The 17,496-nt window shown below is 42.4% G+C and carries 19 protein-coding genes; 4 read left to right on the top strand and 15 right to left on the bottom strand.

What is annotated here, in order from left to right; all coding sequences use genetic code 11:
• The first annotated feature begins 116 nt into the window (after nt 1-116).
• Both AAEO50_RS05785 and AAEO50_RS05790 read left to right on the top strand, forming a co-directional pair.
• Nucleotides 117-1,031, top strand: a complete 915-nt coding sequence (locus tag AAEO50_RS05785) for a PucR family transcriptional regulator (protein ID WP_341981449.1) — start codon at nt 117-119, stop codon at nt 1,029-1,031.
• Between the two features lie 99 nt (nt 1,032-1,130).
• Nucleotides 1,131-2,228 carry a sn-glycerol-3-phosphate ABC transporter ATP-binding protein UgpC gene (locus tag AAEO50_RS05790; RefSeq protein WP_341981451.1) on the top strand — a complete coding sequence of 366 codons (1,098 nt, stop codon included), beginning with the start codon at nt 1,131-1,133 and terminating at the stop codon, nt 2,226-2,228.
• A 60-nt stretch (nt 2,229-2,288) separates the two neighbouring features.
• Here AAEO50_RS05790 and AAEO50_RS05795 read toward each other — a convergent pair whose 3' ends face one another.
• On the bottom strand, nt 2,289-2,552 hold the full coding sequence (locus AAEO50_RS05795; RefSeq protein WP_341981454.1) for a hypothetical protein: 264 nt from the start codon (nt 2,550-2,552) through the stop codon (nt 2,289-2,291).
• 266 nt (nt 2,553-2,818) lie between these two features.
• On the opposite strand from AAEO50_RS05795, the gene AAEO50_RS05800 reads away from it, so the two are divergent.
• Nucleotides 2,819-3,031 carry an alpha/beta-type small acid-soluble spore protein gene (locus AAEO50_RS05800; RefSeq protein ID WP_341981456.1) on the top strand — a complete coding sequence of 71 codons (213 nt, stop codon included), beginning with the start codon at nt 2,819-2,821 and terminating at the stop codon, nt 3,029-3,031.
• Between the two features lie 174 nt (nt 3,032-3,205).
• On the opposite strand, the gene fumC is transcribed toward AAEO50_RS05800, so the two are convergent.
• From fumC to AAEO50_RS05835, 7 genes are all read right to left on the bottom strand, one after another.
• The gene (gene fumC / locus AAEO50_RS05805; RefSeq protein ID WP_341981458.1) at nt 3,206-4,591 is read right to left on the bottom strand and encodes a class II fumarate hydratase; all 1,386 of its coding nucleotides are present in this window, start codon (nt 4,589-4,591) and stop codon (nt 3,206-3,208) included.
• A gap of 80 nt (nt 4,592-4,671) precedes the next feature.
• A complete protein-coding gene (locus AAEO50_RS05810) occupies nt 4,672-5,694 on the bottom strand; it encodes an ABC transporter permease subunit (RefSeq protein ID WP_341981461.1) in 1,023 nt (340 codons plus the stop codon).
• On the bottom strand, nt 5,687-6,067 hold the full coding sequence (locus AAEO50_RS05815; protein WP_341981463.1) for a hypothetical protein: 381 nt from the start codon (nt 6,065-6,067) through the stop codon (nt 5,687-5,689). The genes AAEO50_RS05810 and AAEO50_RS05815 overlap by 8 nt, the downstream gene beginning before the upstream one ends.
• Nucleotides 6,064-6,531 carry a hypothetical protein gene (locus tag AAEO50_RS05820; protein WP_341981465.1) on the bottom strand — a complete coding sequence of 156 codons (468 nt, stop codon included), beginning with the start codon at nt 6,529-6,531 and terminating at the stop codon, nt 6,064-6,066. Before AAEO50_RS05820 ends, AAEO50_RS05815 begins: the two co-directional genes overlap by 4 nt.
• A gap of 103 nt (nt 6,532-6,634) precedes the next feature.
• The gene (locus AAEO50_RS05825) at nt 6,635-7,369 is read right to left on the bottom strand and encodes an amino acid ABC transporter ATP-binding protein (RefSeq protein WP_341981467.1); all 735 of its coding nucleotides are present in this window, start codon (nt 7,367-7,369) and stop codon (nt 6,635-6,637) included.
• Nucleotides 7,370-7,387: 18 nt separating this feature from the next.
• Entirely contained in the window at nt 7,388-8,092 is a 705-nt protein-coding gene (locus AAEO50_RS05830) for an amino acid ABC transporter permease (RefSeq protein ID WP_175988174.1), read from the bottom strand.
• Nucleotides 8,076-8,885: an amino acid ABC transporter substrate-binding protein gene (locus tag AAEO50_RS05835; RefSeq protein WP_341981471.1), complete on the bottom strand. Its 810-nt coding sequence runs from the start codon at nt 8,883-8,885 to the stop codon at nt 8,076-8,078. Before AAEO50_RS05835 ends, AAEO50_RS05830 begins: the two co-directional genes overlap by 17 nt.
• Before the next feature lie 203 nt (nt 8,886-9,088).
• Between AAEO50_RS05835 and AAEO50_RS05840 the strand changes: the two genes are divergently transcribed.
• Nucleotides 9,089-9,700: an NAD(P)-dependent oxidoreductase gene (locus tag AAEO50_RS05840; RefSeq protein WP_341981472.1), complete on the top strand. Its 612-nt coding sequence runs from the start codon at nt 9,089-9,091 to the stop codon at nt 9,698-9,700.
• Between the two features lie 69 nt (nt 9,701-9,769).
• On the opposite strand, the gene AAEO50_RS05845 is transcribed toward AAEO50_RS05840, so the two are convergent.
• The 7 genes from AAEO50_RS05845 to AAEO50_RS05875 all read right to left on the bottom strand — a co-directional run bounded on the left by AAEO50_RS05845 (nt 9,770) and on the right by AAEO50_RS05875 (nt 17,438).
• Nucleotides 9,770-11,788, bottom strand: a complete 2,019-nt coding sequence (locus AAEO50_RS05845; protein ID WP_341981474.1) for an ABC transporter ATP-binding protein — start codon at nt 11,786-11,788, stop codon at nt 9,770-9,772.
• On the bottom strand, nt 11,785-13,542 hold the full coding sequence (locus tag AAEO50_RS05850) for an ABC transporter ATP-binding protein (protein ID WP_341981477.1): 1,758 nt from the start codon (nt 13,540-13,542) through the stop codon (nt 11,785-11,787). The genes AAEO50_RS05845 and AAEO50_RS05850 overlap by 4 nt, the downstream gene beginning before the upstream one ends.
• An 845-nt stretch (nt 13,543-14,387) precedes the next feature.
• Nucleotides 14,388-14,702 (bottom strand): YbjQ family protein, encoded by a 315-nt coding sequence (locus tag AAEO50_RS05855; protein ID WP_341981479.1) that lies wholly within the window; start codon nt 14,700-14,702, stop codon nt 14,388-14,390.
• Entirely contained in the window at nt 14,703-14,912 is a 210-nt protein-coding gene (locus AAEO50_RS05860; RefSeq protein ID WP_341981481.1) for a sigmaY antisigma factor component, read from the bottom strand. It lies immediately after the preceding gene.
• Nucleotides 14,909-15,235, bottom strand: a complete 327-nt coding sequence (locus tag AAEO50_RS05865; RefSeq protein ID WP_341981483.1) for a YxlC family protein — start codon at nt 15,233-15,235, stop codon at nt 14,909-14,911. Before AAEO50_RS05865 ends, AAEO50_RS05860 begins: the two co-directional genes overlap by 4 nt.
• Entirely contained in the window at nt 15,225-15,752 is a 528-nt protein-coding gene (gene sigY, locus AAEO50_RS05870) for an RNA polymerase sigma factor SigY (protein ID WP_341981485.1), read from the bottom strand. The genes AAEO50_RS05865 and sigY overlap by 11 nt, the downstream gene beginning before the upstream one ends.
• Before the next feature lie 417 nt (nt 15,753-16,169).
• Nucleotides 16,170-17,438 (bottom strand): MFS transporter, encoded by a 1,269-nt coding sequence (locus tag AAEO50_RS05875; RefSeq protein WP_341981487.1) that lies wholly within the window; start codon nt 17,436-17,438, stop codon nt 16,170-16,172.
• Between the last annotated feature and the right edge of the window lie 58 nt (nt 17,439-17,496).

The following is a 17,496-nucleotide window of genomic DNA, read 5'->3' on the forward strand; positions in this document are numbered from 1 at the left end:
TCAGTACAATGGTTTTAATACATAGCTCTGAGCGAAGAACCGATTGCGTCGTGAAGAACTCACATCAGGCTGTAAGAGGACCCATTACATAAAATAATTTAGTCATGAGGGATAAAATGTTAACTTCTTTACTTTTAAAATACCCAAATGCAACCGTCCAAAAACACTATCCGTCAGAACTTAACTCTGTGAAAATCTGGTTTACGGAAGAAAATCAAGATGAATTCCTTGGTATTCCTGCAAGCGATATTACACAAGAAGAAATTGAATTATTAAGATGTCTCTTTATAGAATTGACCAATGAAATAAGACTGCTGAATGAGTCTCCACTCTCAAATGAATGGTTTGAATTTCTATATAAAGAAGGACAGGTTCCTTCACATACCGAAAATGAATATCGTGTCATTCAATTCACCATGCACAATCAAGCCGAACTGAATTTAATGAAAGAGGCATTCAAGCATTTATTGCCCCTCCATACCGTCCTGGTCCTCCGGAATGAGAATAAAGGTCTGATTGTAGAAGAAAAGAATGACTTGAATTTAGATGAAGAACAGCTTCGCTCAATTTCCCATGTCATAGAATCTGACTTTTTTGTAAGCCTGTCATTTTTTATTGGACAGTTCCAACCTGTGAATCGTGATTTTCTCAAGTCCTTCCAATATGAGAGTGAAATGTTTTCTTTTTCAGATACCAATCATCGTTCCAACTATATTCAGTCCGTTGTTACCACCCTTCCTTCGTTTATGTTGGAGCATCTCCCAATTGAATGGAAGGAACAGATTTTCAGCAAGACCACACAAGTGTTTACTGAAGACACGGAACTGATTCATACTGTTCGAGCTTTTTTGGAAAATCAATCGAATATCAGTCAAACCGCAAAGAAATTGTTTATGCACCGGAACAGCGTACAGTATCGCATCGAAAAATTCATTGAAAAAACAACGATTGATATTAAAACTTTTCAAGGTGCACTCCTTACCTATCTTGCCGTCCTCGAGTTTGAATCTGACAACCTGCCTAAAAAGTGAACATGAATTTTGTGCAGGTTTACCATACCGTTTTGAATCCGCTTTCTTTACAATGAATTCATAGAATAATACGTTTACAAATCAGGAGGAGAAACGGAAATGGCTGAATTAAAATTAGAGAATATTTATAAAGTCTATGATAATAAAGTAACGGCAGTAAATGATTTCAATCTTCATATCAATGATAAGGAATTTATCGTATTCGTTGGTCCATCGGGCTGCGGTAAGTCAACAACGCTTCGTATGATTGCTGGTTTGGAAGAGATTTCAAAAGGTGATTTCTCCATCGATGGAAAGCGTGTAAACGATGTAGCTCCTAAAGATCGCGATATCGCGATGGTGTTCCAGAACTATGCACTTTATCCGCATATGAGTGTATATGACAATATGGCATTCGGACTTAAGCTTCGTAAATTCGATAAGAAGGAAATCGACCGCCGTGTGCAGGAAGCAGCAAAGATCCTTGGTCTTGAAGCGTTATTAGATCGTAAACCGAAAGCATTATCAGGCGGTCAGCGCCAGCGTGTTGCATTGGGAAGAGCAATCGTTCGTGATGCGAAGGTATTCCTGATGGATGAGCCTTTATCCAACCTTGATGCCAAGCTTCGTGTGCAGATGCGTGCAGAAATCGCAAAGCTGCACCAGCGTCTTCAGACCACTACAATTTATGTAACGCATGACCAGACTGAAGCGATGACAATGGCTACCCGCATTGTTGTCATGAAAGACGGTCTCATCCAGCAGGTCGGATCACCAAAAGAAGTCTATGATAAGCCTGAGAACGTCTTCGTCGGGGGCTTCATCGGATCTCCTGCAATGAACTTCTTCAACGGTAAGATCGAAGATGGTTCATTTGTAATTGGCAAATCAAAAGTGGCAGTGCCGGAAGGAAAGATGAAAGTACTTCGTGACCAAGGTTATGTTGGAAAAGACATCATCCTGGGAGTACGCCCTGAAGATATTCATGATGAGCCTATTTTCATCGAAACAGCCCAAGGTGCCAAGATCACTGCAAAGATTGAAGTATCTGAGTTAACAGGTGCTGAAACAATGCTATATTCTGAAATCGAAGGTCAGGAATTCGTCGCTCGTGTCGACTCCCGTACCGATATCAATGCAGGTCAAACGATTGAACTTGCTTTCGATATGAACAAAGCCCATTTCTTTGATACAGAATCTGAACAAAGAATCCGTTAATCTTTTCCGCAAGATAGAAGACCACACTCCATGGAGTGTGGTCTTCTTTTATGGCATTATTTAAAACTCTGTTAAGTTAATGCTTTTTCCCTCTTCTTCCCCGCACCTGATACACGTAAAGAGGTGCAGACAAGTATCTGTACAGCTGCTGTTCGGAATTCCATCCGCTAGCTGCACATGAATTATATCCATATAAGCACTATATTCATCATAGTAATCATAATATCTTCCTTGATCCAATGTAGAATCCCCACATTTAGGACATAACCCTTTATATTCAACGATTCCATTACATAATGCACAAGCTTTCATGCGTGTCACCATTCTTTCAGCTTAAGTGTATAATGTTATCCTTTTATGATTGAACCTGTTTTATGTAGACAAAATACAGGGAATTGGTCAGGAATAAATTCCCTGATTATGTTTTGCATATATTTTTCCCGGCGAACCATAATACCTAGTAACAAGGTAAAAGCAACTCATAACCTTGGGTTATACCATTATAGATGGTCGCTAATGGAATGCGTGCTGGTGCAACTCCGGCTGACCCAACCAAAAAAAATATAAAACATTTAAGGAGATGACAGATTATGCAACAACAATCTCGCAGCAATTCATCTAACCAATTAGTAGCTCCTGGAGCTCAACAAGCAATCGATCAAATGAAATACGAAATCGCTTCTGAGTTCGGCGTACAATTAGGGCCAGATGCTACATCTCGCGCTAACGGTTCTGTTGGTGGAGAAATCACTAAGCGCCTAGTTCAAATGGCTGAACAACAAATCGGCGGCGGACAATACTAATCAGCAAATTTAATAAGTATGGATAAACCCCTGGCTCTTGTCAGGGGTTTTTTATTGGAGACGTTCCGTACACCGATGTGGATTTCCGTGCAATAGCCCGAACAAGGTAAAAACACCCATTGGCCTTATTATGGCATGTAAAAAAACTGACTCATATTGAGCCAGTTTTTCAGCTTATTTATTGGTCACCATTTTCGCCGGGTTGATCCACTCATCATACTGCTCTTCTGTCAGATACCCGGATTGTATGGCTGCTTCTTTCAGGGTAGATCCACTTTTATGTGCGTTCTTAGCTATTTCGGCTGCTTTTTCATAGCCGATATGAGGATTTAACGCCGTCACGAGCATCAAGGATCGCTGTACGAACTCTTCGATGACTTCCTCATTGGCTTCCAGGCCTTTTACACATTTATCATTGAACGAACGTATCCCATCTGTAAGCAATCGTACAGATTGCAGGAGGTTATAAATAATCACAGGCTTGAATACATTCAATTCAAAATTCCCCTGACTCGCTGCAAATCCGATGGCAGCATCATTACCGAACACCTGGGTGACGACCATTGTGACAGCTTCACTTTGAGTAGGATTTACTTTCCCTGGCATGATCGAACTCCCCGGTTCATTCGCAGGAATCGTGATTTCGCCGATCCCGCTGCGAGGTCCGCTCGACAGCCAGCGAACATCATTAGCAACCTTCATTAAGTCAGCAGCCAGCGCTTTAATAGCACCATGAACATAAACGATTTCATCGTGAGAGGTCAGGGCATGGAACTTATTGTCGGAAGAAACGAAGGCGATGCCGGTCTGTTTCTCCAGTTCCTGCGCAACTCTATCTCCAAACGAAGGATGAGCATTTATTCCTGTCCCCACCGCGGTGCCCCCAATTGCCAAATGTACGAGGTGCCCGAGGCTTCCTTCAATCATATGACGGGATTTTTCCATCATCGCCCTCCAGCCGCTTACCTCCTGTCCCAGGGTCAGGGGAGTTGCATCCTGAAGATGCGTCCGTCCAATTTTAATAATATCCTGAAACTTCTCTTCTTTTTCATTGAGTGTCTCGATAAATTGATCGATGACCGGCAGCAGATTCGACGATATTTCTTTATACGCTGCGACATGCATGGCTGTAGGGAAAGTATCGTTTGAGCTTTGCGACATATTCACATCATCATTCGGGTGGACCAACTCATCGCTTCCCTGTTCTTTTAAAATTTCATTGGCACGATAAGCCACGACTTCATTCACATTCATATTGGATTGCGTCCCGCTCCCCGTCTGCCAAACCACCAATGGGAAGTGCTCATCCCATTTACCTTCGAGAATCTCATCGCACGCCTGACTGACCGCCTTCATTTTATCTTCCGGGAGTTTCCCAAGTGAGTGATTCGCCGCTGCTGTTGCTTTCTTCAGCTGCGCAAAAGCGTATGTAACCTCGAGCGGCATTCTTTCTGTCCCGATTTGAAAGTTCTCTTTACTCCTTTGCGTCTGAGCTCCCCAGTATTTTTCTTTCGGAACCTTCATTTCTCCGATTGTATCGCGTTCAATCCGATAATCCATTTCTCTTCCTCCCTTAAATATTAGTCTCATTACCATATTTCCACTAAATGACCGGAACTAACCACTTTCATGCAGCTTTCTCATCCGTTTATTGTGTGATTTCGTTTGAAAGTAAATTGATCCTTGTCGATCTGCTCTCTTATGTTTGGCTGATGCAGCTTTTCTTTTTTTATGTTCTTTCGTTTAATGAATCCCGTCTCTCCCAGCATCACGCCTTGAAGGGATCCAGCCATCATATTATAAGCAAGAACTGTAAGAGACAGTGCTGCAAGGGGAGAAAAAATGATCCATGGACCTGTCATGATCTCTACACGAGCGTTTCCTATGTTCCCTGCCCATTCATTGGATAGCGAAAATAAGCGTGATTCCCCTACCATGATCTCTTTTTCAACCCCGCCCCCAAGCAATACTCCCAAAAAGCCCAGATGTGCAAACAATATAAGCACGCTGACATTTCGTTGAAAGAATAACAGGAGTATGCGGGGTAAAAGATTTTTAAGGATATGACGGCGATATAAATACATCCCCCTTGCCCCCAAGGTTTTAGCGCTCAGTACAAATTCTTCCTGAAGTGTCTTTTGTATCTCTTTTGTGAGCACCACCACAATCTGGGGCACACCGATAATTGTAAGCAGTAAGATTTGAATCATTAGATATTTAGCCGGTTCAACCTCTGCGTCTACGACAAACCGAATTGGGAAGAGCAGCATAAAGGCAATAACGGCCATCGGAACATAAATCATGGATTCCACTATTTCTTCGAAAAACCTTAAAAATTTCTTTAAAAATCTTGTAAACACAAAGGAGAACAGTAAAGATAACACGATTTGGAGGAGACTGATGATCAACCCCAACAGAATCGTATATTTCGCTCCCTGTACTACATATGTCCAAATCGGGGTGCCTAACCTGTCGGAACCAAGCGGAGGTAATTCCATGGGAGTAAATGGCGGTCCAACCGTTTTTTCATTTATATGCAGGAAGCTGACAGTTTCAATCCCTTCTTTAAACAATGGCTCATACAAAAAACTGATGATGAGAAGTCCGGCTAGAAAGAGGAACCCTGTCAAGAACTTCGGTTTTTTCCACAAGTACCTAAGCAAAAGTGCCGTCCTCCTTCATTCCAATACTCTTTTTCATACGCTGCTCAATGAGTGTAAAGATCAGGAAGAAGGGAAGGAATATCATCGAACTGATTATGACAAACGTGTAACCCGTCGACCACATCAAAAGGTCCATTATCCCGCGCATGTTAAACAGACGTTCAAGAATGAACAGGTTCGACAGCATAAATGAAAAAATCAGTTTCGATCGATAAAACAAACTGTACACCACGTTTCGAAAACTATGGATCAATAATATATGAAGGGAACTTAATCCTTTTCCCCGTGCGAGTTCAATGTAAGACTTCTGTTCCTCTTCTTTCAACAATAGCACTATCGTCTTTACTAAAAAGACGGCAGGTATCACGGTCAAACAATCAACACCCCTGTCTGCCGGAAATACATGACGACGAGCAGCTGCACTCCGATGATAATAAAGATATCCGGTAACGATTCCATTACATTCACTAATGAAAGAAGGAGCCGGTTTACCATTCCAGATACGCGGGAAATCAGTACGCTGATTAGAAAAGCGATGATCATTGCCAAGACGAGTGAAAAAAAGAATACTTTCATGGAATACACCACTCTTCCAACAATCACATCAGCAAATGCATATTCCTTTCCCATCACGACAAGGGACCACTGATCGGGTTGTGACAAATTCAGAATCACATCATATATCGCCATAGCATAGTCCAGAGGGTAAAACCCAAATGAACCGCTTTCTGCGTTCATATATACATACTGAAATTCAGTATTGAAAAACAGAATAGGCAGTACACTTATGAGTGTCAATCCAGTAAAGACGAGCATCAATCTTCTAATTATCTTCATCGAATCCCCCTTTTCTCTATCTCATAACTCTTCTTTCCAAAATGAGGAAATCCCTTCTTTTAAACAAAAAAAAATGAATGGGAAACCCATTCATCCTGGAGTATTACTGTATTAAATTTAAGAATTGACGGGTTCGATCGTGCTTTGGATTCCCAAATACTTCCTGCGGCGTGCCTGCCTCCACAATGTGTCCGCCGTCCATGAAGATGACTTTATCTGCAGCTTCTTTTGCAAATCTCATTTCATGGGTGACGACGACCATCGTCATCCCTTCCTCAGCCAGGTCTTTCATGACCTTAAGCACTTCACCCACTAATTCAGGATCAAGTGCAGAAGTCGGTTCATCAAACAGCATGACCTCCGGCTCAATCGCAAGGGCCCTTGCAATCCCGACCCTTTGCTGCTGACCTCCTGATAACTGATACGGATAATAGTCGAGTTTATCTCCGAGACCTACCTTCTCAAGAAGAAGAATTGCTTTTTCTTTCACTTCCGCTTTTTTCTTTCCTTTAACGATGACGGGCCCTTCCATTACATTTTCAAGGGCCGTCATGTGAGGAAACAGATTATATGTCTGAAAGACCATGCCGGTTCTTCTTCTGAGATATAAGATATCAGCAGTTGTTACCTTTTTGGAGAAATCCATACTTTTTTCACCGATGGATACGCTGCCTTCATTCGGTATTTCAAGTGCATTTATACATCTTAGAAACGTGGTTTTACCGGATCCCGAGGGGCCTATCAGCACAATCACTTCCCCTTTTCGGACCTCCACATCCATGCCTTTCAACACTTCCAGGTCATCAAAGCGTTTCTTCAATCCTCTTATTGAAATCATCTTTACCCTCCTTATTCATTATTTAGCTATATAGCGATCTAATCTCGCTTCTATGCGTCCCTGTATGATGGATAAGATAAAACAGATAATCCAGTATAGGAGTGCAGCTTCCATGTACATGAGCAGGAACTCATAGTTCGTTGCTGCAATTTCCTGTGCTTTTCTAAACATTTCTGTTACGAAAATCAACGAGGCAAGCGACGTGTCTTTCACAAGACTGATGAATGAATTGGATAAAGGCGGTATGGACACCCTGGTCGCCTGCGGCAGGATGATCCTCTTAAGCGTCTGTGAATAGCTCATGCCTATGGAATAACCTGCTTCCCACTGCCCCTTCGGAATGGACTGGATCGCAGCCCTCACTATTTCAGAAGAGTACGCTCCCATGTTCAATGAGAACGCAATGACGGCGGCAGGAAATGGTTCCAGCTTAAGGAATTCGATGCCGAGTGAACCGAGACCAAAGAAAATGATGAACAGCTGCACTAGCAGGGGAGTTCCCCTTATAGCGGACACATAGACTCTCGCGATGCCTCTTAAAACGGAAAACCTTGATAGTCTGGCCAATGCAGTGAATACAGCAATGATTAATCCTAAAGTAAACGATATGAGCGTCAGAGGGATAGAATAATACAAAGCTCCCTTGATCATGGGAAGCAGGGAGCTTTGTAAAATATCGAACATTTCTTCAGGATTTTGAAAAATACTACTCAGGAGATACATTCTCACCGAACCACTTGTTGGAGATCTCTTCGTATGTTCCGTCTTCCATCATTTCCTCTAACGCTTTATTGACTTCTTCAACCAGCTTGTCGCTGCCTTTGCGGAACATCAATCCGCTTTGGCCTGCATCTTCAGCTTCGGCTGCAATTTTGATGTTGGCATTCTTTTGTTTATTCATATAATCAAGGATTGAAATTTTATCATTGACTGTCACATCAACACGCCCCTGTTCTAGCAGCTGAATTGATTGAGCAAGCCCGTCGACTCCCTGGATGACAGCGCCATTCTCTTCTGCAATATCTCTGTAATTGCTTGTCAGTGATTGAGCAGAAGTAAGTCCTTTTATATCTTCAAATGATTTCACATCGCTATTATCTTTCGAGACGACAACCACCGCACTTGATTCGATATACGCCTTTGAAAAGTCATACTTCTTTTGTCTGTCTTCACGAATCCCTACTTGATTGGCAATCATATCGAAACGATTAGAATTCAAGCCTTCAAACATTGCATCCCATTGAGTTTCCTTGAATTCAGCCTCAACACCAAGGCGTTTCGCTACTTCTCGCGCGATTTCTACATCAAACCCGGTCAGCTTTCCGGATTCATCATGGAACGTGAAAGGAGGATATGTTCCTTCTGTACCCACTAATAGCTTTCCTTCTTCTTTCACATTATCGTACAGGGACTTTTCTGAATCCCCGTTTCCTTCTTTATCACTGGATTGTCCGCAGGCTGAAAGCACCATTGAAAGAGCAAGCAGCAGAACCATTGTAAATTTCCATTTCTTCATTATCAAAACCCCCACTAATCTTATCGGAATTATTAACTACGAATGTCATCATAAAACGATACCTATCAAAAGTCAATAAGAAAATCTTAATTTCAAGATTAGTTATTCGCAGATTCATACTCCTTTGGTATACTTTTAATCTAACCTGTTGAATGAGCATAAATTGAGATAACAAGAAAGTTTTTTTTTAGGAGGTATGCACAATGAAACTTGCTCTCTTCGGCAGTACCGGCCGGGTCGGTTCTGTTGTATATGAAAAAGCACGAAATGATCACACGATTCATCGTCTTAACAGAAAGCGTAACGGAAAAAAGACCCTTCGGGAGCATGCAGTGACCGGGAATGTCCTCAATGAAAAAGATGTATTTAACACGATTGCAGGCTGTGATGCAGTGATAAGCTGTTTGAATACAGACAAAGAGGATGTGTTGTCGAGAAGTATGCCCATCATCTTAAAAGCGATGAGGCAAAACGGTATCTCCCGCATCATCACATGCGGTACGGCCGGGATACTTAATTCAAGGACGGAACCCCACTTATACCGTTTTCAAACCAATGAATCGAAGAGGAGGAGCTCGGTCGCTGCAGAGGATCATCTCAGGGCCTTTCTAATGCTTCAGGCTTCCGGCCTCGAATGGACCATCGTTTGTCCGACGTATCTTCCTGAAGGCGATCGAATAGGTGAATACCGTATAAAGAGGGACACACTCCCTGAGAATGGCAAAAGTATTTCAATTTATGATACAGGTGATTTTATCTACAATGAATTGATGCAGCCTCAATTCGTACATAATAGAGTCGGAATTTGTTATTAACAGATCATGAAAAAGAGGACCCCTATGAATAAAGCACCTGACCATGAGAGTCAGATGCTTTATCTTGTATTATCCTGCTAAATTTGAAGATGATCCTTGCTGAAGCTGATACATCTGAAAATACCGTCCTCCATTTTTCATGAGTTCGTCATGATTTCCCTTTTCAACGATTTCCCCGCGATCCAATACAAGAATCTGATCTGCATTCTTGATGGTGGATAGCCGGTGAGCGATGATAAAAGTAGTTCTTCCCTTCTTCAATACTTCCATCGCTTCCTGGATCACGGCCTCGGTTTCTGTATCGATGCTCGAAGTTGCTTCATCTAAAATTAGGATCGCCGGGTTAAAGGCAAGCGCACGGGCAAAGGAAATCAACTGACGCTGACCGGAAGAAAGGGTGCTGCCCTTTTCAATAACAGGTTCGTCATAGCCTTTTCCCAGGTTTTTGAATACTTTTTCTGCACCTACCGCCTTCAGCGCTCCTTCTACTGTTTCCCTTGAAATCCTTGGGTCATCAAGACTGACGTTGGATGCAATTGTCCCTGTAAATAAATACGGATCTTGAAGGACGATCCCCATATGTTCACGGATTGTCTGGTATGGAATATCTTTAATATCCTGTCCATCGATCATGATTTTCCCTTCATTGGCATCATAAAAACGGAATAAGAGATTCATGATTGAGCTTTTTCCTGATCCTGTGTGGCCGACAAGAGCTACGGTTTCTCCTTGATTCGCTTCGAACGTTATGTCCTTTAACACATATTCATTTTCTTTGTAGCCGAAGAACACGTGCTCAAAGCTGACGTTTCCTTGATAGCGGGACATTTTATCATCCGCTACCTGTGTCCCGTCCTCATCCAGGAGACTGAAAACCCGCTCACCTGCCACGAGTGCCTGTTCCAGGTTCGCAAGCTGATTGACGATTCCGGTCACAGGCTGGAATAATCGGTTGATATAGTCAACGAAAGCATAGAGAACACCAAGTGTCACCACTGATCCTACACCGATCGATCCTCCCCCGAAATACCAGATGAATGCGACGAACGTTATATTCCTCAATACTCCGACAAGATTGTGAGAAGTCATGGAGTTCAAGCTTAATAGCTTATTTTGATATTTATAATGTGTACCGTTCAACTCTTCAAATTCGCCGCTTGTTTGCTTTTCTCTGCTGAATGCTTGAATGATGTTCATCCCTTGGATCGATTCATTGATCATCGCGTTGATGTCACTGACCTTCGACCGGATGATGTGATTATATTTCGATGCATAGATCCGGTACAAATAAGTCCAGATAACGAGTATCGGGATCAAGATGAGGCAGATTGCAGCCAACTTCACATCCAAAATGAACAGTGCAATGTAAATCCCGATGATATAGATGGTACTCGTGAAGAACGTAGACAACACGGTCACATATAAATCCCGTATGGCTTCCGTATCATTTGTGATCCTTGCAACGACCTTCCCTGCCGGCAGGTTATCAAAATAGCGGATCGGCAGCTTTTGGATATGCTGAAAGATATCGTCACGCATCTTCTGGATGACTCTGTTGGCAGCTTTTTGAAGATAAAACCGCTGACCATACTGGAAGAAGGATGCAACCACCAGCAGCCCAAAATAAAAGGCAAGCAGTTTAATAATCTTTGGGATTTCCGGATTATAAAAGTCTAGCAGCTCATCACCACTCAATTTTTGAGCCGGATACGTTTCAAATTCTTCTCCTTTTGTAATAATCATTTTGCCGTCTGTCACTTTACGCTCACCATTGAATGAAATGGCAGCGGGGATAAAGTAAAACTCCCTTCCGACTTGAAGGACTCTCACTTCTTCCCCCTTTTCTTCTACACTGTTAAAATACTGTTCTCTTTTATACCATTTTCCTTTATACGAGACGGCGTCTTTACCTTTTTCAGTTTCAAACCATGCCGCTTCTATCCCAAGGATATGATCATCGATCATTTTCTTGGCGATGAACGGTCCTGCAAGCTCTGCTGCCACTGAAACGGTCAGCATCAGCAGCGCTGCAATGATAATTTTTTTATATAATAGCGCATAGTCTACAAGTCTTCTTCCGACTTTCATACGCCCACCTCCTCAAGTGAGGAATCTTCAACCTGCTGACGGTCAAATTGCTCTTTATACCAGCCGTCATTCTCAAGAAGTGTCCCATGGACCCCTTCTTCCACCACTTTACCGTCCTCCAACACGATGATCCAATCAGCATGCTGAACTGCGGATAGACGATGAGTCGTGATGATCGTTGTTTTTCCTTCACGTTCATTTCGAATATTTTCAATGATTTTTGCTTCTGTCTTGGCGTCGACCGCTGATAGGGAGTCATCCAGAATAAGAATTTCAGGATTTTTAATGAGTGCCCTCGCAATGGAAATACGCTGTTTTTGGCCCCCGGAAAGTGCAACTCCTTTTTCTCCTACCAGCGTAGATAAACCGTCAGGAAGCATTTCTAAGTCTTTTTTGAAATCGGCAAGCTCAATTGCTTGTTCCAGGTCTGTTTCATCAGCATCATGCCGTCCGAACAAAATATTTTCCTTCACGGTTCTCGAAAACAATACATGGTCCTGAGGAACATATCCGATCCAGCTTCTGACCTGCTCGAGAGTGAGATCTTTTATGGGAACTCCCGCAATCGACAGGGAACCTGATCCCTCAGGGTATTCTCGAAGAAGCTGTTTAATGAATGTTGTCTTTCCGCTTCCTGTCTTCCCGACCACTCCAAGTGTGTGCCCCTTGCCAATTTTCACTTTTAGATTGGTCAGATTCTTCACCTGTGAGGATGGATATTGAAAATCGACTTCCTCGAACGATACATTTTCCGGCGTATCGACAGATTGAGGATGATCCGGATCTTTTACATCCTGAACGTAATCCAGCGTTTCTTGTACACGATCAAGTGAAGCATTCCCCCGCTGCATGATGTTGATCAGTTCACCAATCGCAAACATAGGCCAAATCAACATCCCGAGATAGACATTGAACGATACGAGCTGCCCCAGTGTGATGGACTGATGGAACACGAGATACGCTCCATACCCAAGTCCGATCAAATAACTAAGACCGACGAGTACTTTTATGGTTGGATCAAATAATGAGTCAATTTTTGCTACCTCTATATTCTTTTTGTATACATCTTCTGTCATGTCAGAAAACCGGCCCTCATCCGCTCTTTCCTGGACATAAGCCCTGATTACCCTGACACCTGCAATCGACTCAAGAACTTTATCATTCAAGTCCCCGAAAGAATCCTGAGCTTCTGTAAACCGTTTATGGATTCTTGCTCCGTACACCTTCATCAGTAAAGCCATGATCGGCAAAGGGAGGATGGCGGCGATCGTTAATTTCCAACTGATCAGGAATCCCATTGTAAACAGGATGGTCAGCATAAAGACACTTGAATCAATCAGCGTCAGCACACCAAATCCGGCAGTTACAGAAATCGCCTTTAAGTCATTGGTTGCCCTTGCCATCAAATCTCCCGTACGATTCTTCTCGAAGAAAGTCGGTGTCATTTTTAATAAATGTCCCATATAGTTTGACCGAAGTTTGCGTTCAACGAGAAACGCTCCACCAAATAATTGATACATCCATACGTAGGTCATCGCGTATGAAATGATCGTGATGCCAGCTAATAACCAAAGGTATTTACTCAATACATCCCAGGACATCGAACCGAGATGAATATCATCGATCGCATTTCCGACGAGTTTTGGCGGAATCACATCAAGAATCCCCACAATCGTCAAAAGGAAGATCGCAACACTATACCTTTTCCAATTTTCTTTGAAAAACCATGATAATTTTTTAAAAATACTAAACATCGTTTTACCCCCTTATCTTTCATTCGTTTACTATCCGCCTTCTGTCTCAACTATTGTCATCATCTTTTTCTTTTGTACTTTCAGCATCTTTTTTTCCTCCTAAATGTTTATTGTTTATGTGAACAGGTGCTGTACCTGATAACACCGGCAATTTATGTTTAATACCGCTATTGATTTCCGTGCAAGACTTCGCTTTCCGCGGGCGGTTGGTGAGCCTCCTCGTCGCATGCGCTCCTGCGGGTCAGAAAAGCGGAGGCGGCTCGCCCAGAGGCGACAAGCATAAGACAGGGCAGCCACAAAGGCGGTTTTTGCCTTTTTGGATGGCATGGCTTATGTCTCGAGCCTCTAGCCGCCGGAGCTGGACAAGTCTCACCTAACTCGCTTTTCCCGCAGCAGTCTTCGTCTTGCACTCCAATCAACCGCTAGATCCGGCCAAAATCTACAAGTCCATTTACCAAATAAAAAAGGGCGTTAAAAAGGCTCTAAGGGCAGGGCTGATTTGCATCAGTGGGCCTGCCGGTGCCTTGTTAACGCCCGTAATTGGACATAAAAAAGCACAGATTACCGTCATAACCTGTGCCTGTTATCCGCTTGAATTGTGAATAAGGAGTTACTGGTTATGTGATGATATGAAATTAGTAAAAGCTTCTTTTCCTTTGCCTTGAACTGCATATAGGTTGATCATCACAAACCCTCCATTTCTTCAGTATTATTTATTCCATTAATAACCATACTATAGGTTTTAAATTGTGTCAATTTTATTTTTATTGACAATTTTCTTTATACATTATGTGCGGGCAGGATTCCTGGTGCACCCAATTCACTATATGACTCTACGGCAGTGATTATTCCACTGTAACGGCTGTACCATAGGCAATTATTTCAGAGGCATTCTGCATCACTGCAGATGTTTCCAGCCGCACGGCGATTACCGCATTGGCCCCTTTTCGGGAAGCCTCTTCCTTCATTCTTTCAATCGCCTGATGTCTTGCTTCCTCCATCAATTCACTGTACTCACTGATTTCTCCGCCTATGATCGTTTTTAATCCGGCTATGATATCTTTTCCAATATGCTTGGCTTGTACAGTGCTTCCTCTCACAAATCCTTTTAGTTCCTTGATTTCTTTACCGGGCACAAAATCCGTCGTCACAATAATCATTCAACCCTCTCCCCTTTTCTTAAACCTCTTCCATATCTTCTTGGCAAAAATAAAATAAAAAATCAGCGGCATTGGGGTTTGAATCAGTCCCCATAATCCCCAAAACCAAAAATGATGGCCATTCTTCCTGGCATCTAGAAATAAGTAGATACTTTGAGCAAGAAGGACTGGAATAATGAGCAATAATAGATAAATTTCTTCCTTCGTCATCTCTTCTTCACCTGCTTAAAAAACGTAAAGCCGCTGAAAATGGCTGCCCCAATAAATACAGCACCCTGCAAAAGAAGAAAAAGCATTGGTGATTTTACAAATGTGAGTGAAAGGAGAATCAGCAGACAGCTTGCAATGAACATGAATAGGACCAGGTCCCTTTTCAATCCCGCTTTTATGTCTTTTTGCTGCTGAAGGACGAATTGCTCAAACCATTCCTGAGAGGGTGCAGTATCATCCACTTCATTCTCTATAGGCTCAATCCCGGCCTTAAGGATTTGGTCCAGTTCATGTTCTTTATTTGGCTGTTGTTTATTGTTCATCCAGTTTCAACTCCTTTCGTAACCGCAGAATGCCGTGATGGGTTCTGGACTTAACGGTTCCGGGGGGCAATCCAATCATATTGGAAATTTCTTCATAAGAATAACCGTAATAATGCTTTAGGATAATCGGTATCCTCACCCCATCCTCCAAAGTCGATAGCGCCGCCAGCACATCATTCCATTCTTCATTTCTTGATTCCATACTCCATTTCAAACTGCGGAAGTTGGCTTGTTCTTTCTGCCAGTTCTTCTCTTTTCCCTTTTTTCTTTGAATATCGATATACCGATTGGTTGCGATCGTGATCAGCCAGGAAGAAAACTTGGACTTACTATTGTAGAGATGGATTTTTTCTACTATTTTTGCCATTGTATCCTGTGCAAGCTCTTCAGCCTGATCTTTATTCATCGTCACTTTTATTAAGTACTTTACTAAAAAAGGATAGTGTTGTTTAAATAAGGTAGCAAAGGCTTCGTGGTCCCCTTTTTTTGCACGTTTGATCAGTTCTCTCTCTTCCATCGCATGTTTCCCTTCTATCCGCCAGTGCGTTCAATGATATTACGAATGATATGAAAAAAACGTTCAAATATATTTTATTCTTTTTATTAAATAAAATGAGGCTGATACAAAACTAAAAAACCATACGAACTATTTCAGACTAGTCTCTTAATACCGCTAATGATTTCCGTGCAAGACTTCGCTTTCCGCGGGTAGCCCGTGAGCCTCCTCGTCACTTCGTTCCTGCGGGGTCTCACATTAGCTACTCTTCCCGCAGGAGTCTTCGTCTTGCACTCCAATCAACCGCTAGAAAGAGCTAGATATAAATGTCCATTTAAAGAAATTAAAAACCCAAACTAATTTGCCTCTTAGAATACTAATTAGTTCGGGTTTAACTTATACTAAAACATTTTTGTCCCAGCCGTATTCTTCCACAAACTATCCATTAACAACGGCAGGTTGAATTTCTTCTTCTTTCATGAACTTAGGTAAGATCACACTATAAAAAGCTCCCACTAAGATTAAACAGCCTCCTACGAGCCAATATAGCATTTCGACGGAAACCGCAGTTGGGAAGGTGACAGCGATGATTCCAAGGGTGATGGATTGTGACAGCATCATGAGGGGGTTGATCCACCCCTGTACCCGTCCCATCATTTTTGGATCGATGATACTTGGCAGCCAGCCGCCGATTGCAATATTTACGAGAGGAAGCCCCAAGGCTGCGATAAACACGATCATCATAAAGATCCAGGTGGTCGGTGCAAATGAGGCTGCAACAATGAACGTTCCTGAAATGACAAGTCCTGCAACGATCAATTGATAAAATTTAAATTTCTGTGTGAGCATGGAGGAAACAATACTTCCGATCAAGACCCCTGACCCGAAAGCAATCCCCAATAGGATTGAGTATTCTTCATAAGTATCCGGTGCCAACTTGTATTTCAGAATGAATATCGGAATAACAGAAAATCCCCCGTTTACTATTCCAAAAACACCAAATCCACTAATTAAAGTAAGAAGAAGTTTATTATTCAGGATGTAGACAAGTCCCGACTTGAAGTCCTTCATGACGAATGAGACGTTCAAGTCTTTCCAAGTATGCTTTCCATTCGGCTGGCGCACTTCTTCGGGAATGACACATTTCTTGATCAATATGGCGCTCAGCACAAATGTAACCAAATCAACAAGAAGTGCTCCGTAAATTCCGGCATTCCAATAAACAAAGATCGCGATGGCATTCCCAAGAAGCATGAATAAACTCATCACCATCTGATTCAACCCTGCTGCAGTGGAATAATCATCCTTGGAAAGGACTCCCTGCAGAATGGCTTGCTCTGCTGGAAAAAAGAATTTCTGTACGCCGCTGCGCAGAAACAGCACAGCAAAGATTAAAGGAAGCCATCCGGTATAGACTGCCCCTACCAAGATAACTGTTAAAAGAGCACTGATCGTGTCACAGTGATAGGCAATTTTCTGCCGGTCCATTCTGTCAGCAAGTACCCCCACCAGGAAGAATACCACCAGAGTCGGAAGCGAATACATCATTTCTGTAATCGACGCATACATCGGCTGTTCCGAAAAGCGGTCCAAAAGGTAAAACATAAATGCAGTAAGACCGATCACACTTCCCATATGAGAAGTCAAATTAGCCATGAACAACTTCAAAAAAATTGGATTCTTGAATATTTCAATCATTTTTTTCAAAGGAACCCTTCTCCCATCTTTTTCTACTATATGTTTATCTTACTGCAGTTCCTATGTA

Source organism: Rossellomorea oryzaecorticis, from assembly GCF_038405515.1.
Classification (GTDB): Bacteria; Bacillota; Bacilli; order Bacillales; family Bacillaceae_B; genus Rossellomorea; species Rossellomorea oryzaecorticis_A.

Excerpts from the sequence above, each read along its gene's own strand:
- AAEO50_RS05845 (WP_341981474.1), bottom strand. The coding sequence starts at position 11,788 with ATGAAAGTCGGAAGAAGACTTGTAGACTATGCGCTATTATATAAAAAA.
- AAEO50_RS05800 (WP_341981456.1), top strand. The coding sequence starts at position 2,819 with ATGCAACAACAATCTCGCAGCAATTCATCTAACCAATTAGTAGCTCCT.
- sigY (WP_341981485.1), bottom strand. The coding sequence starts at position 15,752 with ATGGAAGAGAGAGAACTGATCAAACGTGCAAAAAAAGGGGACCACGAA.
- AAEO50_RS05825 (WP_341981467.1), bottom strand. The coding sequence starts at position 7,369 with ATGATTTCAATAAGAGGATTGAAGAAACGCTTTGATGACCTGGAAGTG.
- fumC (WP_341981458.1), bottom strand. The coding sequence starts at position 4,591 with ATGGATTATCGGATTGAACGCGATACAATCGGAGAAATGAAGGTTCCG.
- AAEO50_RS05820 (WP_341981465.1), bottom strand. The coding sequence starts at position 6,531 with ATGAAGATAATTAGAAGATTGATGCTCGTCTTTACTGGATTGACACTC.
- AAEO50_RS05785 (WP_341981449.1), top strand. The coding sequence starts at position 117 with ATGTTAACTTCTTTACTTTTAAAATACCCAAATGCAACCGTCCAAAAA.
- AAEO50_RS05860 (WP_341981481.1), bottom strand. The coding sequence starts at position 14,912 with ATGACGAAGGAAGAAATTTATCTATTATTGCTCATTATTCCAGTCCTT.
- AAEO50_RS05835 (WP_341981471.1), bottom strand. The coding sequence starts at position 8,885 with ATGAAGAAATGGAAATTTACAATGGTTCTGCTGCTTGCTCTTTCAATG.
- AAEO50_RS05850 (WP_341981477.1), bottom strand. The coding sequence starts at position 13,542 with ATGTTTAGTATTTTTAAAAAATTATCATGGTTTTTCAAAGAAAATTGG.
- AAEO50_RS05840 (WP_341981472.1), top strand. The coding sequence starts at position 9,089 with ATGAAACTTGCTCTCTTCGGCAGTACCGGCCGGGTCGGTTCTGTTGTA.
- AAEO50_RS05790 (WP_341981451.1), top strand. The coding sequence starts at position 1,131 with ATGGCTGAATTAAAATTAGAGAATATTTATAAAGTCTATGATAATAAA.
- AAEO50_RS05795 (WP_341981454.1), bottom strand. The coding sequence starts at position 2,552 with ATGGTGACACGCATGAAAGCTTGTGCATTATGTAATGGAATCGTTGAA.
- AAEO50_RS05865 (WP_341981483.1), bottom strand. The coding sequence starts at position 15,235 with ATGAACAATAAACAACAGCCAAATAAAGAACATGAACTGGACCAAATC.
- AAEO50_RS05830 (WP_175988174.1), bottom strand. The coding sequence starts at position 8,092 with ATGTATCTCCTGAGTAGTATTTTTCAAAATCCTGAAGAAATGTTCGAT.
- AAEO50_RS05855 (WP_341981479.1), bottom strand. The coding sequence starts at position 14,702 with ATGATTATTGTGACGACGGATTTTGTGCCCGGTAAAGAAATCAAGGAA.